This window comes from Tsuneonella suprasediminis, assembly GCF_003605755.1.
Taxonomy (GTDB): Bacteria; Pseudomonadota; Alphaproteobacteria; order Sphingomonadales; family Sphingomonadaceae; genus Tsuneonella; species Tsuneonella suprasediminis.
Map to the genome: position 1 here is coordinate 44049 of NZ_RAHJ01000003.1, position 17827 is coordinate 61875.

Here is a 17827-nt window from a genome sequence, read left to right on the forward strand (position 1 = left end):
GCTTACAGAATCTGTGCTTCGATAAAGGGAAGCCATAGCAAAAGGGCCACCCCTTGCGGAGCGGCCCCTTGTAGCTCGGAAGCAATGCCGGAAAACGAGTTTCGCGATCAGCCGTCGTAATCGGCGGCGACGGACGTTGTACGGGTAGGGGCAGCGGCAGTGATCCGCAGCGCTTCCGCCGACTGGCTGAGCGAGCCGACTTCATCCGCTTCGTCTTCATCGTCCGGCAGAATTTTCTGCAGGCTGAGCACAACCGATTCGTGCAGATCCTTCGGCTTGATGTTTTCTTCTGCAATTTCACGCAGAGCGACGACCGGGTTCTTGTCACGGTCGCGGTCGAGAGTCAGTTCGGCACCACCGGAAATCTCGCGTGCGCGCTGGGCGGCAAGCAGGACGAGATCGAAACGGTTGGGAACTTTGTCGACGCAATCTTCGACGGTAACGCGCGCCATATGGGCACTCCGGATCAAACGGGTTTAACGGAAGGAACGCGCCACTTAGATACAGCCCCGGCGAAAGTCAAGGAATTGCGCCGCGCGCACGGGCGGCTAAGTTGCCCGCCGATGGAGGAAAACCGCACCCCTGCCGCATTCGCCACGCCGTCTGCGCCATACTGCGCGGAAGAATCGTTTACCGTCACCGCGCAAGGGCAGGATCTGGAGTTCCACCCCGGCGGGTCGGAGCGTCTGGCGGCATTGCTGGCGCTGATCGATGGCGCGCAGGAGAGCCTGCGCCTTTGCTTTTATATCTTCGCCACTGACACGGCGGGCCGGACGGTGCGCGATGCGCTGGTCGCCGCTGCCCGGCGCAAGGTCGACGTGCAAGTGATCGTCGATGGATTCGGTGCACGGGCGAGCCACGATTTCTTCGTTCCACTGGTGGAGGCAGGGGGGCAGTTCTTCGAATTTTCTCCCCGCTGGGGCCAGCGCTATCTGATCCGCAATCATCAGAAAATTGTGCTCGCGGATGGCGCGCGGGCGATGATTGGCGGGTTTAACATCGAAGACGATTATTTTGCCCCGTCCGATGGCACCGGGTGGAGCGATCTGGGGGTCGTGCTATCAGGTTCGGCGGTCGAACAGCTCGCCCTGTGGTACGACGAACTGGAGCGGTGGGTGTCCAATCCCAAGGCCAACTGGCTGACGATCCGCCGGATGGTGCGTGAATGGCAGCCTGGCAACGGCCCGGTGCGCCTGCTGATCGGCGGGCCTACGCGGGTATTGTCGAGCTGGGCCCGATGTCTGGCGCGCGATCTGATTGCAGGTGAACGCCTTGATCTGATTATGGCGTATTTCTCTCCGCCGTTTTGGATGATGCGGCGTATTGGGAAGCTTGCCCGCTTGCGTGGCGCGCGGCTGGTGATGGCGGGCAAAAGCGACAATGGCGCGACTATCCGTGCGAGCCGGGCGCTATATAAATATCTGCTGAAGCGCGACACGGAAATCTGGGAATTCACCGCCTGCAAGCTGCATGAAAAGCTGATCGTCATCGACGATGTGACGTATATCGGCAGTGCCAATTGCGACATGCGGAGCCTCTATCTCAATCTGGAACTGATGCTGCGGATCGAGGATGCCGAGCTGGCCACGCGGATGCGCGAACACATCGGCCATCAGTTGCAGGGATCGCAGGCGATTACCCCGGCGATCCATAAACGCCGGGCCAATCCGATTGCCCGGATACGCTGGTGGTTTGCGTGGTTCGTGGTTTCTGTAGTGGACTACACCGTCACCCGTCGGCTCGATCTGGGAGAATAGCACACGGCGGCGAAAACGGCGGGGGCGGGGTGCGATGCGATCAGGTGTCCGCCAACCTGCCCGGCACCTTTTGCCATTTCAATGCGTTGATCGGATTGAGAAACAGGGAAAGGAACCACATCCATGTCTGCCATCGCGTCTTTTCTGGGCCGCCTGATGCTCGCTTTACTGTTCGTGCTTGCGGGGCTGGGCAAGATTATCGATCCCGGCGGCGCGCAGCAGATGCTGCAGAACGCCGGTCTGCAACCGTGGCTGGCCACGCCGACGGGAATATTCGAAGTGGTTGTCGGCCTGTGCCTCGCAGTGGGAGTGATGACCCGGCTCAGCGCAATCCTGTTGTTTGGCTTTACGCTGCTGGCGACGCTGTTCTTCCATCGCGATCTGGCCGACCCGATGCAGCAGACGATGGCATTGAAGAACATTGCCATCGCGGGTGGATTGCTGGTGGTGTTCGCATATGGGCAGATGCACTGGAGCTACGACCGGATGCGTCTTCGCCGCCGTGGCGAGCGCGATGCGGCGGATGCCAACGCCCGCGCGCACGAGGCGGAATTGCGCGCGGCCCATGCGGAAGGGCGTGCAGAAGGTCGCGCAGAAACAGTTGGGGTGCCCGATCGCGATGGCGATGGACACCCCGGATAAGGGCATAGCCCCAATCGAGTGGCAGACGTGCCGCCTCAGAAACTGAGGCGGACGCTTGCTTCGATATTGCGGCCGGGCAGCGGGGTGTAATCCCGCGTCAGGCTGGTGGCGAGGCGACCGGTTTCGTTGAAGATATTGTCGGCCTTCAACAGCACGGTAACGTTGTTGTTGCCGCTGATCGGGCGCCAGGTCACCGATGCGTTGACGAAAGTGTATGCATCGGTCGGGTTTTCGTTGAGCGCGACTTTGGTCTGTTCGAACGCATGGGCCACTTCGCCGCGCAAGCTGACCTTCCCGACATCGGCCTGAAGCGCACCGAACAGCGACAGCGGCGGGATCATCGGCACGTTGGAGCCATCATCCAGCTTCGCGCGGACGTATGACGCGCGCAGTTCCGATTTCAGGCCGAATCCTTCGCTGTCGTACAGCGGCAGATCGAGTTCACCCTCGGCACCGTAATAATCGGCGTCGCCCTGACGGTATTCATACACCGGACCATCGTCGATCACTTCGCCGGTGTTCTGCTGATAAATGTAATCGTTGAAGCGGTTGTAGAACCCGGTCAGGCTGACTTTGGCCGCACCGATCCGGCCGCGAGCGAACAGCTCACCGCCGACCGCGGTTTCGGACACGAGGTTGGCGTCACCCCGTTCGTAGGTCTGGCTGGATTCGTGATAGCCATCGATGAACAGCTCTTCCGGGCTGGGTGCGCGCGCGACGCGGTTGGCGTTGACGCCCAGTTCCAGCCCTTCCGTCACCATATAGCTGAGGCCGAGCGCACCGGAGAAATTGTCGAAGCTCTTGTGCGCGCCCAGATCGGGGGCCGAAACACCGGCGTGTTCGTATCGTCCGGCAAGTTGCAATTGTAGATCGCCCAGTGGAATCTGCTGCAGCCCGAACACAGCGAACTGGTTGAGCATGTTGCGCGGCAGCAGTTGCTCGTCGCCTTCGATGGCCATGTGGCGCGTGGTGTATTGCACCCCGAGCGAACCCGACCAGCCCGACCGTTCGGCCTGCACCAGTTCGGTGCGGGCTTCGATCCCTTCGACGTTGAAGGTCGTGCCCGGTTCGGTTCCTTCATATTCGGTGTGGGTATAATGGCTGAACGCGACGCGGCTGTTCAGGTGGCTGAACAAGCCATCGCCCAGCGCGAGGTCTGCCCGCAGATCGCCGCGCCACTGGCGCAGGCCGATGTGACCCTCTTCAGGGTCTTCGCTGCCCGGTCGTACCGGTACGCCATAATATGTGTCGTAATATCCAAGCGATGCGCCGAGGCTGCTGTCACCCTGAAAGAACGCCACACCACCGGTCACGCTGTAGGTTTCGGTGGCGCTGTTGGGCAGCACACCGGACTGATTGGCCTGTGACCGCAGCGAACTGGCGAATTCCGGGTTGGTCGCTTCGACTGCGTCCGCCTGACCCAGCAGTTCGGCGCGCCAGGGGGCGGATACCGCATAACCGGGAATCTCGACATCGCCGGTCTTGTGATACGATCCATCGATGTGCGCGGCGAAACCATCGCCCAGCGGGGCGTCGATCGACGCCGCCGCTTGCCGCGAATCCGCTACGGTATTGCCGCTTAGCAATGCGTCGATATGGATCGGTTCGTCCGGCAGGCGGTTGGGAATGCGTTTGTCGATCACATTGACCGCGCCGCCAATCGCCTGACTGCCATAGAGCAGCACGGCCGGACCGCGCAGGATATCGATGCGTTCGGCATTGAATGGATCGATGGCGACTGCGTGATCGTTCGACACGTTCGATGCGTCGATAGAGCCGATCCCGTCGATCAGCAGCTTCACGCGTTCGCCCGAAAAGCCGCGTAATACCGGGCGGGATGCGCCGGGGGCAAACCCGCTCATCGAAACGCCGGGCTGATTGACCAGCACGTCGCCCAACTGGCCCGACAGACTGCGCTGAAGCTCCACACCGCTCAACACGGAAGTGCCCGCCAGCATATCGAGCTGCGACAGGCCGCTGGCGGTCACAACGATTTCATCATTGTGATAATCGTCGTCAGGGGCAGCATTCGCTTTTGCTGCACTGGGGCCTTTGTTGGGAGGCGCATCAGCCTCGCCCGCAAAAGCAGGCGTGGCCAATGCGAGGGCGCTGGAAGCAAGCAGGAGGGCGAGAGCGGGTCGTGCCGCGGGATGATATATAGTCACATGCGCGCCAATAGCGCGCTGAAATCTGAAGGCAAGCCCTTATTGCAGGTGGAAACGACAAACGGCCGATTGTCTGCGACGAACGGCTGCGGGCTGTCAGATCAAGCGGAGCCTACGCCCGGAGGCGCGGCATTTCACCGGGGGCGACCGTCATCACATCCTGCCATTCGGGATGCTTTTGGTATTGCGCGCGGACATAGGGGCACAGAGGGATGATCCTGAACCCACGCGCACGGGCATCGGCAATCAGATAATCGACCAGCCCCCGTGCAGCGCCGGTTCCCCGCAGCGCGTCGGGCGCGCCGGTGTGATCGGCGCTGATCAGATCCGGCCCGCGATGGGTGAAGGTCAGCTCCGCCTCGGCGGCGATGTCATCGACGTGCGCGACATAGCGGCCATGCCGTCCGTCGTCCTCTGTCGCGATGCGGATATCGGCCATGACCTTATCCCTTCGGTTCGGGCAGGGGCGTGAATTCGAGATTGTCGCCGTCGGGCAGCTTCATGCGTTGCTGGCGCCAGTCTTCCTTCGCCTGTTCGATCCGGTCGCGCGATGATGATACGAAGTTCCAGAACAGGAACCGCTCGCCAATCGGTTCGCCGCCCAGCACCATCACCGTTGCCGCTTCCTCGGCCCGGATGGCCACGTCGCCGCCCGGCTGGAGCACGGCCATTTGCCCGGCATGGAGTTTCTGTCCGCCGACTTCGACAGAGCCGATCGCGACATAGACCGCGCGTTCGGTGTACTCGGCAGGCAGCACGCGCCGCGATCCGGGCGCCATATCCAAATGCATATAGAATTGCGGGGAGTGGGTTTTTACCCCGGACTTCATCCCTTCGGTCGCCCCCGCGATCAGCCGTCCGCGAATGCCGTTTTCCTCCCATGTCGGCAGATCGCCGCCTTCGTGGTGAAAGAACGCGGGATCGGTTTCCTCGGCCGCTTCGGGCAACGCGACCCACGCCTGAATGCCATGCATATGTGCGCCGTTTGTGCGGGCATATTCGAAGCGTTCGGAATGGGTGATCCCTTTGCCTGCGATCATCCAGTTGACTTCGCCGGGGCGGATTTCCTGATGGAAGCCAAGGCTGTCGCGATGGGTCATCGCTCCATCGTAGAGATAGGTGACAGTCGACAGCCCGATATGCGGATGCGGCCGCACGTCGAGTTCACGCGGTATGCCGGGGGCGAGATCGACCGGGCCCATATGATCGAAGAAAATATACGGGCCCACGGTTCGCCGGGCATGGAACGGCAAAACCCGCCCCACTTCGAACCCGCCACCCAGATCGTGTTTCCGCTTGTCGATAATACGTTCGATCATGATCGATCTCCCTTGTTCGGCGGTTTCGGGATAGTCACGATCCCGAAACCGCCGTTACTTTGCGTGGTTTTATTGCGCTTCGATTGCTTTGACGAGGTCGCTGATCGCATCGCGCGCGAACCCCAGCGACGGCGCATCGGTCAGCCGCCCGTCGACCAGCTTGTTGTGCACTTCGGCGATGACCACCTGTGGCCGCGCGATGAGTGCGGTCTGGGTGGCGATCAGCGTTTCATGCAGTTGCGACTGGGCACGGACACCGCCGGTGAATGCAGGCGATGCGCTCATGGTGACGGTCGGCTTGCCGGTCAGTGCTGCTTTGCCGTGCGGGCGCGATGCCCAGTCCAGCGCGTTCTTCAACACGCCCGGCAGGCCATAGTTGAATTCGGGGGTCACGATCACCAGCCCGTCCGCTCTGGCGATCGCTTCGCGCAGCGCCGCAACACCGGCGGGCGGCTGATCGGTGTCGAGATCCTGATTGTACAGCGGCACATCGCCCAGCGGGTGCAACGTCAGCGTGACGCCTTCGGGCATTTCGCTCTGTAATGTGCGGAGAATGGCGGTGCTGAACGAAGCTGCGCGCAAGCTGCCCGAGATTCCCAGAAGGTTGATCGGTTTCATGGCTCTGCTCACTTTCCGGAGGCGTTCTGCTGCTGCAGCTTGAATTCCGCTTCGAAATGCAGCGTCACATCGTCACCCAGCATCGGCAACCCGTACGAAACGCCGAATTCGGAACGCTTGATGCGGGCGTGACCGTCGAAGCCGACCGAGTATTTGCCATCGACCGGGTTGACGCCAGCCTGATTGAAATCGGCCAGAATTGTGATCGGCTTGGTCACTCCGCGCAGTGTCAAATTGCCGTCGATCTCAGCGGAATCGGCATCGACCATGCGAATGCGACTGGCTGTGAATTTGGCGGTCGGGAATGTAGCGGTGTCGAGGAAGTCAGCGGTTTTCAGATGGTGATCGAGCGCCTGATTCAACGTGCCGACACTGTCGGTTTCCACTGTAGCGTTAAGCGTGCTGGCCGACGGCGTTTTCGGATCGAGCTTCAGCGTCGCGGACACATCGGTGAACTGGCCGACATAGCTGGAAAAGCCCATGTGGCTGACCGACCAGGTGATTTTGCCATGCGAAGGATCGAGCACATAAGTCCCCGCGCGCACAGCGGCGGGATCGTGCACGATGGTATCGGCGGTCTGGCCAATGGCTCCGGCTGAAACCCCGGCAAGTGCCAGTGCGGCGACGAACACAAATTTCTTTTTCATTGAATGCTCCGTTGGTTGGGCGGCGGCGCAATGCGATCTGCGCCGCCGACTGAAGGGGATTGATATTCAGCTTGCGTCGACGAGGACGATTTCACTGTCTTCGATGGCTGTCACCATGATTGTATCCAGATCGCTGATCGCAGCACCATCGCGGGCATTGATCCGCACACCGTCGATTTCGATTATGCCGGTCGCAGGGACCAGATAGCCCTTGCGATCCTTGCCAATGCGGTATTCGGCCGTTTCACCGGCTTTCAGTGTAGCGGCAACCACACGGGCGTCGGTTCTGATCTTCAGGGCATCGGCATCTTCTGTGAAGCCCGAAGCCAGCGTCACGAAACGACCGGCCCGATCCGCTTTGGGAAACGGACGCATCCCCCACGACGGCTGACCGCCGCGCTCTTTGGGGATGATCCAGATCTGGAACAGTTCGGTCGGTTCGTCTTCCAGATTGTATTCCGAATGCATGATCCCGGTGCCCGCGGACATAACCTGAACGTCTCCGGCGCCTGTGCGGCCGACGTTGCCCTGGCTGTCCTTGTGCGAGATTGCCCCTTTGCGGACATATGTGATGATTTCCATGTCCGAATGGGGGTGAGTGGGAAAACCCGTTCCCGGCTGGATAATGTCATCGTTCCACACACGCAGGTCGCCCCAGTGCACACGTGCCGGGTCGTAGTAATTCGCGAAGGAAAAATGATGCTTGGCGTTAAGCCAACCGTGGTTGGCACCGCCCAGGCTATCGAAAGGTCGAAGGTCGATCATCGGTTTGCTCCCATGACTGGTGCGTCTTTGTTGTTGCCAATCTAGGGAAGACTGTGATGTAAAGAAATAGAACCATTAGAAACATGTCGGTGAAAATTATTACATGTCAAAACTGCCTGATCTCGATGCCTGGGCAATTTTCGCTCGTGCGGCCGACCTTGGTTCCTTTGCTCGCACGGCGGACGATCTGGGACTGTCCAAGCCGACTGTTTCCAAAGCGGTTACCCGTTTGGAGCAGCGACTGGGCGTTGCGCTGTTCCACCGGACATCGCGTCAGATCGCGCTGACTGAAAGCGGCGAAGCGGTGCTCGATCGAGCACGCCGCATTCTGGCGGAGGGGGAGGCTGCGGAGGCGGAGCTGTCGGCACAGGCTGACATGCCAAGCGGGACAGTGCGAATGACAGCGCCGATGTCGTTCGGGATCAAGCGTCTCGGCCCGATCCTGTCACGTTTCCTGGAAATTTATCCTGACGTTGCCTTCGATCTCGAACTGAGCGACGCGCGGGTGGATGTTATTGCAGGCGGTTTCGATCTGGCGCTGCGGATCGGTACGCTGAACGATTCGTCGCTGCGTGCGCGCCGGTTGTGCACCGTGCGCCGACCGATAGTGAGCGCGCCTGAATATATGGAGCGGGTTGGCTGGCCGGTCCATCCGCGCCAGCTCGAAGGAATGGAGGCCGTTTGTTATTCCAATCTGTCCAGCCCGGATGTCTGGCATCTGAAGCACCCGACCGAAGGTGAGTACAATATCCGCATGGCCGGGCGGTTTCGTTCGAACAATGCGGATATCGTGGTTCCCTGGCTGGTGTCGGGGCAGGGGGTGGCGGTGCAGCCTGAATTCGTGGTGCAGAAGGAACTCGACGAAGGCTCGCTCGTTGAAATTCTGCCGGGATGGAGCCTCGAACCGATCAGCCTCTATGTCGTTACACCGCCGACGACATTACGCCCGGCGCGGGTCAGAGTGCTGATTGATTTTCTGGTCGATAATCTGGCGGAAAATTGCTGACACCGGCAGGACCGGCCATCGATCCGGGCGTTATTGAGGCCGCAATGCGATGGCCGAAGCCCGTTCCGATGCATGCGCTTATCGCGCGCGGGTCCACACTTTGGTGCGGCAGAAGATGGCGACGCATCCCTTCACCTGCAGCTTACCGTCAGCCTGTAGCTTCAATTTGCCAGAACTGGCACCGTCACCGGTTTCGGGGTCATACACCGGCCCGCCGGTCCAGTTGGTCGGCCCTCCGGTGAAATCGCGCAGGACAACCAGCCCTTTCAGCCGGCGGGTGCGGAGGTTGGGGTCCGAATTGCGGACATCGCGCAGATCGGGATTGGTGCGAAGCCGTGCGGCGTCGACGATTTTGCCGCAATAGGCCTTGCCACAGCGATATATCTCGACTTTGCCGCCTTCGCTGCCGGTGTTCCACAGCCCGGTGATATCCCCGCTCTGGGCCGCCGCCGGGGAAAGCGGTAGCAGCCCCAGCGTGCACGCCAGGGCTATCGTTTTAAAGCTCTTCATGCAGTGGCTCCTTTGGCGTCGCTGAGCGCGAGATCCTTTAGTGCGGCTTTCAGCAAGTGACGATCGTCGACCTGCCAGGGGTGAAATCCGGGCCGCATATAAGCGAATACTTCGCCCAGCAATTTCCGCATGGGGCCGGGGCGGCCATACAGATAGGACAACAGTTTCAGCCAGGTCGTCAGATCGTTTTTGCCATCCTGCCGTAGCAGATCGGCGGTATTGCGATAAATCACATAATGGAACCGCATGCTGGTGACCGCCATAACGGTGCTGCGCTTCAGCCACCGCCGGAAACGAGTCATTTTCCGGGTCGCGACAAGATAGGTGTCGAAGGCGACGGCCTTGTGCTCGACTTCCTCGATCGCATGCCATTTCCACAAGCGTGCCGGTTCCGCGCTGGCGCCTTCCAGATGCGCCGGGTCGGACAGCAGATCATGCGCCAGTGTGGCGGTGAAGTGTTCCAGCGCACACGTCGCGGCCAGTTGCTGCAGCGGCGAACGACGCTTGGCCCAGTTGATGGTGCGGGCGGCGCGTTCTTCCAGCGGGGCGATATCGAACCCTGCATCGCTGGCCTGCCGGTTGAATACGACATGTTCGCGGGTGTGCATCGATTCCTGATAGATGAAATCCTGAATCTGCTCCCGCAGTTCTTCCGGCGCTTCGTCGCGGTAATGCCGCACTGCGGTCATGAAGAATTTTTCGCCCACCGGGAAAGTGGATGAAAGCGCGTTAAAGAAAGCCGTCCGGCCCGCGTCGCCCCCGTGCCACCAGCGTTCGAGACTTCTGTTTCTACCAAACCGCACATCGCGTTTTTCGATCACGAGGTCGGCGGGGCTGCTTATGCTGCTTGCCATCATGGAACTCCTCTTCGAATCAAATTGACATCAATGTAAATATCAAAACTGAGATGTATGGCAAGTGAATAGTTTCAGCCGGGCCTGCTGCGGGGCCTCAGCGGAGTGGCATTTCCCCATATCGCGTAAATGACGAATAAATATGCATAAAAAACAGTGTCATAACGAACTGATTGACATAGTTGTTAGTAATGATAACTTTCGAATCGCTGGATCGGGAGGGCTTCGTAACAGAAAGCCCGTCCTAAACTTGGGTAGGGCGATTCGTTCCCGCAAAGGGGCTCTCGCGGTCCAGTTTGAGGAGGTTCGCTGCTGGCTAGAATTCGGCTCATAAAGAGCTGAGCGGCACGTCAGCGGCGGCAATACGGGGAGAGGATATGAAGGGAAGTTTTCTTGCTCGTGCAGCTTGCACGACGAGTATCGCTGCTATTGCTGTGCTGGGGGCTACACCGGGTTACGCACAGGAAGGTGAGGAATCGGCTGCCCCCGCGGCGGGCGTCGAGGCGGCAAAGCCCGCGCAGGATGGCAACACGATCATCGTGACCGCGCAGAAGCGCGAGGAATCGATCCTCGATGTGCCGATTGCCATCACGGCGATTTCGGCGGATGCGCTCGATAGCCAGAAGATCGAGGGCGGATCGGAGCTGCTCCGCGCGGTGCCCAACGTCAACTTCTCCAAATCCAACTTCAGCATGTACAACTTCTCGATCCGCGGGATCGGGACCAAGGCGATTTCGGCATCCTCCGACCCGGCAGTCGCGGTCAGTTTCAACAACACGCCGCTGATCCGCAACCGTCTGTTCGAATCCGAATTCTTCGACATGGCGCGGGTCGAGGTGCTGCGTGGGCCGCAAGGCACGCTGTATGGTCGCAACGCCACCGGCGGGGTGGTGAACCTGATCCCGGCGATGCCGACATCGCAATTCGAAGGGGAGATCAAGGGCGAAGTCGGCAACTATGACACACGCCGCATGAGCGGAATGGTCAACGTGCCGCTGGGCGATACGCTGGCGGTGCGCGCATCCGGCGCATGGACCAAGCGCACCGGCTTCGATTACAACACCTATACGCAAAAGCACGTCAACGGCCGCGATCTGTGGTCGACCAGAGCGATTGCGGAATGGACCCCCAGCGACCGGTTCAGCGCCAATTTCATCTGGCAGCACTTCGAAGAAGACGACAACCGTTCGCGTACCGGCAAGAGCCTGTGTACCCGCGATCCGGGCAAGACGATGATCGGCGACACGCCGGTGGTGGACGGGCCCTATGATTATGTTCCACTGGCGTCGAAATTCAGTCAGGGCTGTCTGCCCGGTTCGCTTTATGACGATGCCGCCTACGGTGCACCGAACGCAGAGGCATTGGCATTTATTGCAGCTGGGCGCATTGTATTGCCGATGGGAACAGATCCCAGTACGGATATGCCAAGATACGCGTTTCTTCCCGGCGATCCTTTTGGCAATGTCACGCAATCGAAGAACCTTCGTGAGATTGCGACCAGCTATGATCCGGTCTTTCGTGCAAAAAACGATATCTTCCAGCTGAATATGAATTTCGACGTGAGCGACGAGGTTCAGCTGATCTCGCAGACAGCATATGCGAAAGATCGTTACTATTCCTCGCAAGACTACAATCGCTTCGTATCTGCGCCAATCTTTGAAGATAGCTCTGGTCTTACTGACGGATCTGGTATTCCGATAAGCCAGGACTTCGCCTCGCCGGGTGGCATTTTTGTCGATCCGCAACTGGGCCCATCGAATCGCTTGCTATCTGTTGATTTGAGCAGGTCACGTAATCGACAGTGGTCTCAGGAATTCAGGATTCAGTCTGATTTTTCAGGCGATTTTAACTTTAATATCGGAATGAATTATCTGAATTTTAAATCTACTGATGAGTATTTTGTATTTAATAACGCTTTCTCGTTTATTGCATATAACCTTTATAACAGGAAGGGCGGTAATGATAAATATTATGACTGCCAGCCAACAACTACCGATGTCGATTGCGTCTATGTCGATCCCAATCCGATCGACAGCCTGAACGAACTTGGTCACAATTACTTTCTCAGCCGCAATCTGATCGAAACGGAATCGTGGGCGATTTTCGGGGAGGCGTATTGGAACGTCGCCAGCAATGTGAAAATCACCGCAGGCCTTCGTTTCACCAAGGACACCAAAACATCGACCCCTGTGCCCAGCCAGTTGCTGCTCGGCGCCGGAACCAATGGCAGCAGCGGCGGTTCGGTCGCGGGCGGTTACCCCGAAGGTACGCCGATTGTGCAGAAATGGTCGGAGCCGACCGGTCGCCTTGTGATCGACTGGCAGCCAGACCTTGGCTTTACCGACGATACGCTGATTTATGGATCGGTGTCGCGTGGTTACAAGGGCGGAGGCACCAATCCGCCGCGCCCGGATATCGATCCGTTCGTGGTTCAGTATCAGCCGCTGCCCGGAACGTTTAAGCCGGAATATATCACTGCGTTCGAAATCGGCACCAAAAACAGCTTCGACGGTGGGCGGTTCACGCTGAATGCGACGGCGTTCTACTACGATTATCAGGACTATCAGGTCTCGCAGATTGTCGATCGCATCTCGCTGAACGAGAATTTCGATGCGACCAGCTGGGGCCTCGAATTCGAAGCGGCCTGGCGTCCTTCGCGTGCATTCCGGGTCGATGCCAATCTTGGTTATCTGAAAACCCGCCTGAAAGAAGGCGCGCAATCGATCGACGTGATGAACCGTACGCAGGGGAACGAGGACTGGGTTCTGATCCGGCCCTGGCTGCAGGTTCCATCGAACTGCATCGCACCGCGCGATTTGGTTGAAACTATTCTGGCCAGCCCGCTTACGACATATGGGGGCATTGGCTTCCCGGCACTTGGTGCACTCTGTGGCGGTTCACAGGAATTGGGCACCTTCACGCCGGGCAGTCCGGGCGTTCCACTCTATCAGTTCTATGGCTTCGAATATAATCCGCTCACCGATGCGCCCAATGGCGGGCGGGGTTTCTATGCCGATCTGGAAGGGAACGAACTGCCCAATGCGCCACGCCTGACGTTCAATATCGGTGCCCAGTACACCGCATTTATCAATGGCGGCGATTGGGAACTGACCTTCCGGGGCGATTACTATCGCCAGTCGGAAAGCTTTGCCCGCGTGTACAACACCGAATACGACCGGCTGAAGGGGTGGGGCAATGCCAACCTTGCGATCACGCTGACACGTCCGGCATCCGATCTGGCCTTCCAGTTCTACGTCAAGAACGTGTTCAACGACGCGCCGATCACCGATTTCTTCACCAACAGCGACGATTCCGGCCTCAGCACCAATGTCTTTACCCTCGACCCGCGTATCTATGGGTTCAATGTAACGAAACGGTTCTGACAGGACGCCGGGCCGCGCGGTTGCTGCATGGGGGGGCAGCAGCCGCGCAGTTCGTACGATACAGTATTGCTTCCGCGTATGACTGTGGTCGCGTAGCGGCCTATATTAAGTAAGCGTAAGTTGTTATCTTACTTCACTGCACTGCTTAATATACTCATGACATGAATAAATGTGGGTTAAACGATTTTTACTATAAATTAATATTGACATCATTGTCGAATTTTGTACTCTGAAACAGCATCGATACGAATCGATGCATCCACAATGATGGAGAGGATGAATGATGAAAAAATTTGGATATCTTATCGGTGCCGTTGCCCTTTGTGGCGCGCAGCCGGCACTGGCGGATACTTACACGCCTGCCAGCACTTCGACATTTTCGGGTACATCGGTGAAGGTCCAGAAGGACGGAGCGGAATATACCTGCACTCTGACCGTCAATGTCGATGCGACTGCCGGGTCAAGTGCAACCGCTACTGCTTCACTTAGTGGCGGATTTCCCTGCGGGCTTATTTCTGTCTCGGGGACGGGGTCTGTCGATTTTGATGGCACCTATCTGACCATTAGCGGACTCACGATCGATCCGCCCATCAGTTTGGGTGTCTGCACTGGCCCGATCAAGACTGTCTGGGGCGGTAACTCGGCATCGCCGCGCACGATCACGCTCAGCAAGCCGCTTTCGAACTCGACTGCCACTTCGGGAGCAGACTGCAAAATGGTAGGCACGCTGACGCAGACTGGCGGCGCAGCAGTCAGCATCACCCCGTGATGTAAACTCTCCTGAGCAATCCCAGTTGCTCAGCCTTAAAGGCGCGCGCTTGCCGCGCGCCTTTTTTGGCTTGCTGGCGGCGCGGTGCATATAGTGCGAGCGGACACGCCGTGATTATTGAGGTCGAGCAATAACGGACCACAGCCGATCGGAGTTCATCACACTGCGGCAAGCGATGCGGGCCCGTTTGCCGATGGCACGCACTCGCCCGGTGCAGGCCGCTTCACTAGTGTTTGCCTGTGTCGTGGCCGTCTGGCCGAACGGTTCGGTTCTGGCGAAAGAGCCTGCACCCGCCGCAACCTCCGAAGCGCGCGAAAATCCCGATCCCCATGCCAGCGACCCGGCAGGGCATATCGTGGTGAAAGGCAGGCGTTGGGGGCAAGCTGAAATCGCCGCAGAATCGGTGATAGACGAAAACGCCATCGATTCATTTTCCGCCACAACGATTGGCGAATTGCTCGACAGGATGGCTTCGTTGATCGACAGCAGGGGGCAATCGCCGGAATTGCTGGTCAACGGCAAACGCATCACCAATCCCGCCGAGCTCAAGGACTATCCCAAAGAGGCGCTGGCTCGCATTGCCGTCCTGCCCAAAACAGCGGCGGCGGTGTATGGGTTCGAACCGGAAAAACGGGTCGTCAATCTCGAACTGAAGCGCAAGTTCGCCAGTTGGCAGATACAGTCGGAGGTCGAGATGCCGACGGCAGGCGGTCGGCGTAATGCGACACTGAGGATGGGGCGCTTCATCATCGATGGCGACACCCGCTGGAACATCGGCGCGAATGTCGCGGACGAAACCGAATTGCTTCGCAGCGAAAGGCAGGTGCCGGTTCAGCCCGCCGCGCAGACGCTTCTCGATGCGCTTGGGGCCGGGGGTGCCGGGATCGATCCCAACCGATATGAATCGCTGTTCCCACGCAGCAATGCGCAGGGTTTCAACGCCAGCGTCACGCATCCGGTGGGCGCCTTTTCGGCCTCGGCCAATTTCTCTGCCGGTCGCAGGGAAAGTGCCCAGACGATCGGGATGCCGGTGGCGATCGTGCAGGCCCCCGCCGGGGAGGATTATGGCTTGCTCGCCGCTGAGGAAGCTCTGGAAAACCGGCAGCGATCCGAAAGTATCAGCACCGGCCTCTCGCTGTCGGGCCCGGTCGAAGGCTGGCAAACCAGCCTCGGCTTTCGCTACAGCGTGAATTGGGCGAAGTCTGCGCGCGATGTCGGCTACGATGTTACTCCGTTGCAGCAACGCATCGACGATGGGGCGGAATGGCCGCTCGGTGCGGACCAGTGGGGCAATCTGCCTTTGTTGACCGATCGCCTGGCGTCGACAAGCGAAGTCTATAATCTGTCACTGACGGCAAGCCGCCCGGTGGCCGACTTGCCCGCAGGCCCAATGCGGACAAGCGTTTCGCTGAATGCGAACAGGTTTCTGACGAATTCGTCATACTTCGATGCCGATGCGAACCAATGGTCGGGCTCGCGTTCGTCTCGCTATCAGTTCGATGGTCTGGTGTCGCTCTCTCTGCCGGTTGCCAGCAGAGGGGCTGGCGTGCTGGACGAGATTGGCGATCTGACGGCAACGATGTCCGGCGCATTCCGCAAAGTGACCAAGGCAAAAACGAATTACCGGCTGAGCGGCGCGCTGGACTGGTCACCGGCCAGCTTTGTGAACCTGAGAACCGCTTATTCGCGGGAAAACGTAGAGCCGGGGTACGAACAGTTATTCGGGCCTCGGATGGAAATCGTGAATCGCGTGTTCGATTTTCGCCGCGATGAATATGTTCAGGTGCTCTACCGTTTTGGCGGTAATCCCGATCTGGCAGGGGGGACCGCACAGAACCTGTCGGCCGATCTGTCGCTGATGCCGTTCGGGCCGGGCTCGGTTATGTTCAACCTCGGTTATCGCCGCTCGGTCACCAATGGCGGGATTTCATCGCTGCCCGATCTGACGCCTGTGGTCGAGGCGGCCTTTCCGGACAGGATCATTCGCGATCCTTCGGGAAAGCTGGTGCTGGTCGATGCAAGGGCAATCCGTATCGCATCGGAGCGGAGCCAGCGGCTTACAACAGGGCTTTCATTCAGATGGACCGAGAAGCCCCCCGCGCTTCCCAGCGAAGCGGAGGAGGTATCCCCTGCCTTCGCGCCCTGGACCGTTACAGCATCGCTCACCCATCAATGGAGCCTCCAGAGCCAGACGCAGATACGGCCGGAACTGGCCATCATCGACCGGCTGGAAGGGGGAGGACAGGCGCGCCATCGTGCCGATTTCCAGCTGAACGTGGGACGCAAGGGGCTCGGCGCCAGCGCGAGTGCAAGCTGGAACGGCCCGGCCTATGTGCTGGGGGCCGGGGGGGCGATCTATCGCTACTGGCCGTCGACAATGTTCAATCTCGGCGGCTTTATCGAGCCGGGATCGATTTTCGGGGCAGATGGGCAGAAGAAATGGATCGACGCGCTGAAACTGTCGGTCGACATCCAGAACCTGTTCGACAGTCGGAAGGTTATTGAATCGCCTGGCAGACCTGACGGATTTTCGCGCGACGAACTCGATCCGCTGGGGCGAACAATTCGGTTTACGATCAATACAAGCTTCTGAACCCTTGCCGCCCACCTGACACGCAGCGGGGCAGGCCGTTCAGCGGGGCATCGCAATCAGGAACGGCAGCATGTTGGTGGTGAGCTTCCGCATCTCATCGTCTTTCAGGCCCAGCATTTCGCGCAGGTGAGGCCCGATCACGGCATCGCCGAATGCGGCGATTGCAATAGTGAGCACCACGCCCTTCACGCGTTCTTCCGCCTCGGGTTCGGGGATCTTTTCGGCAAATGCCGTGACCAGCGATTGCACGGCGTTGCGGATCGGCTCCAGATGTTCGAAATCCCGCGCCAGCACGATCCACGCAGCAAGCTGCCCCGCACCGCCGGTGTCAAACGCTTCGAACACCTGCTCGATAACGCTGCGCTGGGCATTGGGGTCGTCCCTGATTTGAACGACAGCGCTTTCCAGCGCATCGGCCAGATCGTCGACCATGGCGCCCATCAGCGAGGCTTGCAGGCCTGCCGCCGAGCCGAAGTGGTGGAGGACATTGCCGTGCGACATGCCGACCCGTTTGCCGACATTCGAGACGGTAACGGCACCGGGCCCACCTTCCAGCAAGAGAGAGCGCGCGGCGGCAATGCCCTCTTCCCGGGCCTCTTCAGCGCTGCGCTTTCTCCGGCGTGTTTTCTTCGGCGTCGCGCTTGCGCGGGCGTACCGGCCGCGGGTTACGACGGGGGAGGCGGTATCGTTGTCGCCCCCGCTGCTATCCGCCTTATCGATCCTGTCGCTTTTCTTCATTCCGCCCTCATACGCTCACTCTCCCGACTGGTAAATCCGCCGGGATTTCCGCCTGTTGATT

General features: G+C 59.4%; 16 protein-coding genes. 6 read left to right on the forward strand and 10 right to left on the reverse strand.

All coding sequences use genetic code 11. The features are described from left to right. Positions 1-107: 107 nt before the first annotated feature. Positions 108-452, reverse strand: coding sequence for a DNA-directed RNA polymerase subunit omega (gene rpoZ, locus D6858_RS00425; protein ID WP_120105969.1), 345 nt, complete (start codon positions 450-452; stop codon positions 108-110). 111 nt (positions 453-563) lie between these two features. Between rpoZ and D6858_RS00430 the strand changes: the two genes are divergently transcribed. Further along, the gene (locus tag D6858_RS00430) at positions 564-1757 is read left to right on the forward strand and encodes a phospholipase D-like domain-containing protein (RefSeq protein ID WP_165859585.1); all 1194 of its coding nucleotides are present in this window, start codon (positions 564-566) and stop codon (positions 1755-1757) included. Positions 1758-1880: 123 nt separating this feature from the next. Beyond that, positions 1881-2399 (forward strand): DoxX family protein, encoded by a 519-nt coding sequence (locus D6858_RS00435; RefSeq protein ID WP_120105974.1) that lies wholly within the window; start codon positions 1881-1883, stop codon positions 2397-2399. 35 nt (positions 2400-2434) lie between these two features. Here the strand turns inward: D6858_RS00435 and D6858_RS00440 are convergent, their stop codons facing one another. From D6858_RS00440 to D6858_RS00465, 6 genes are all read right to left on the reverse strand, one after another. Beyond that, a complete protein-coding gene (locus D6858_RS00440) occupies positions 2435-4564 on the reverse strand; it encodes a TonB-dependent receptor (protein WP_240623622.1) in 2130 nt (709 codons plus the stop codon). Positions 4565-4676: 112 nt separating this feature from the next. After that, positions 4677-5003, reverse strand: a complete 327-nt coding sequence (locus tag D6858_RS00445; protein ID WP_120105977.1) for a GNAT family N-acetyltransferase — start codon at positions 5001-5003, stop codon at positions 4677-4679. 4 nt (positions 5004-5007) lie between these two features. After that, positions 5008-5883, reverse strand: a complete 876-nt coding sequence (locus D6858_RS00450; protein WP_120105980.1) for a pirin family protein — start codon at positions 5881-5883, stop codon at positions 5008-5010. A 69-nt stretch (positions 5884-5952) separates the two neighbouring features. Further along, positions 5953-6501 (reverse strand): NADPH-dependent FMN reductase, encoded by a 549-nt coding sequence (locus tag D6858_RS00455; protein WP_120106466.1) that lies wholly within the window; start codon positions 6499-6501, stop codon positions 5953-5955. An 8-nt stretch (positions 6502-6509) separates the two neighbouring features. Beyond that, on the reverse strand, positions 6510-7148 hold the full coding sequence (locus tag D6858_RS00460; protein WP_120105983.1) for a YceI family protein: 639 nt from the start codon (positions 7146-7148) through the stop codon (positions 6510-6512). A 66-nt stretch (positions 7149-7214) separates the two neighbouring features. Then, on the reverse strand, positions 7215-7913 hold the full coding sequence (locus D6858_RS00465) for a pirin family protein (RefSeq protein WP_120105986.1): 699 nt from the start codon (positions 7911-7913) through the stop codon (positions 7215-7217). Positions 7914-8016: 103 nt separating this feature from the next. Here D6858_RS00465 and D6858_RS00470 point away from each other — a divergent pair, with 103 nt between their 5' ends. After that, the gene (locus D6858_RS00470; protein WP_120105989.1) at positions 8017-8919 is read left to right on the forward strand and encodes a LysR family transcriptional regulator; all 903 of its coding nucleotides are present in this window, start codon (positions 8017-8019) and stop codon (positions 8917-8919) included. 78 nt (positions 8920-8997) lie between these two features. Here D6858_RS00470 and D6858_RS00475 read toward each other — a convergent pair whose 3' ends face one another. Together D6858_RS00475 and D6858_RS00480 are read right to left on the reverse strand one after the other, a co-directional pair. After that, positions 8998-9429, reverse strand: a complete 432-nt coding sequence (locus tag D6858_RS00475) for a DUF2147 domain-containing protein (RefSeq protein ID WP_120105992.1) — start codon at positions 9427-9429, stop codon at positions 8998-9000. Then, a complete protein-coding gene (locus D6858_RS00480) occupies positions 9426-10286 on the reverse strand; it encodes a metal-dependent hydrolase (RefSeq protein ID WP_240623623.1) in 861 nt (286 codons plus the stop codon). The genes D6858_RS00475 and D6858_RS00480 overlap by 4 nt, the downstream gene beginning before the upstream one ends. A gap of 374 nt (positions 10287-10660) precedes the next feature. On the opposite strand from D6858_RS00480, the gene D6858_RS00485 reads away from it, so the two are divergent. The 3 genes from D6858_RS00485 to D6858_RS00495 all read left to right on the forward strand — a co-directional run bounded on the left by D6858_RS00485 (position 10661) and on the right by D6858_RS00495 (position 17028). Beyond that, positions 10661-13666, forward strand: a complete 3006-nt coding sequence (locus D6858_RS00485) for a TonB-dependent receptor (RefSeq protein ID WP_120105994.1) — start codon at positions 10661-10663, stop codon at positions 13664-13666. A gap of 280 nt (positions 13667-13946) precedes the next feature. Continuing rightward, complete coding sequence (locus D6858_RS00490) at positions 13947-14435, forward strand: hypothetical protein (protein WP_120105997.1); 489 nt, start codon at positions 13947-13949, stop codon at positions 14433-14435. Positions 14436-14628: 193 nt separating this feature from the next. Continuing rightward, a complete protein-coding gene (locus D6858_RS00495) occupies positions 14629-17028 on the forward strand; it encodes a TonB-dependent receptor (RefSeq protein ID WP_133305206.1) in 2400 nt (799 codons plus the stop codon). Positions 17029-17067: 39 nt separating this feature from the next. Here the strand turns inward: D6858_RS00495 and D6858_RS00500 are convergent, their stop codons facing one another. Continuing rightward, complete coding sequence (locus tag D6858_RS00500; protein WP_120106003.1) at positions 17068-17766, reverse strand: TetR/AcrR family transcriptional regulator; 699 nt, start codon at positions 17764-17766, stop codon at positions 17068-17070. Between the last annotated feature and the right edge of the window lie 61 nt (positions 17767-17827).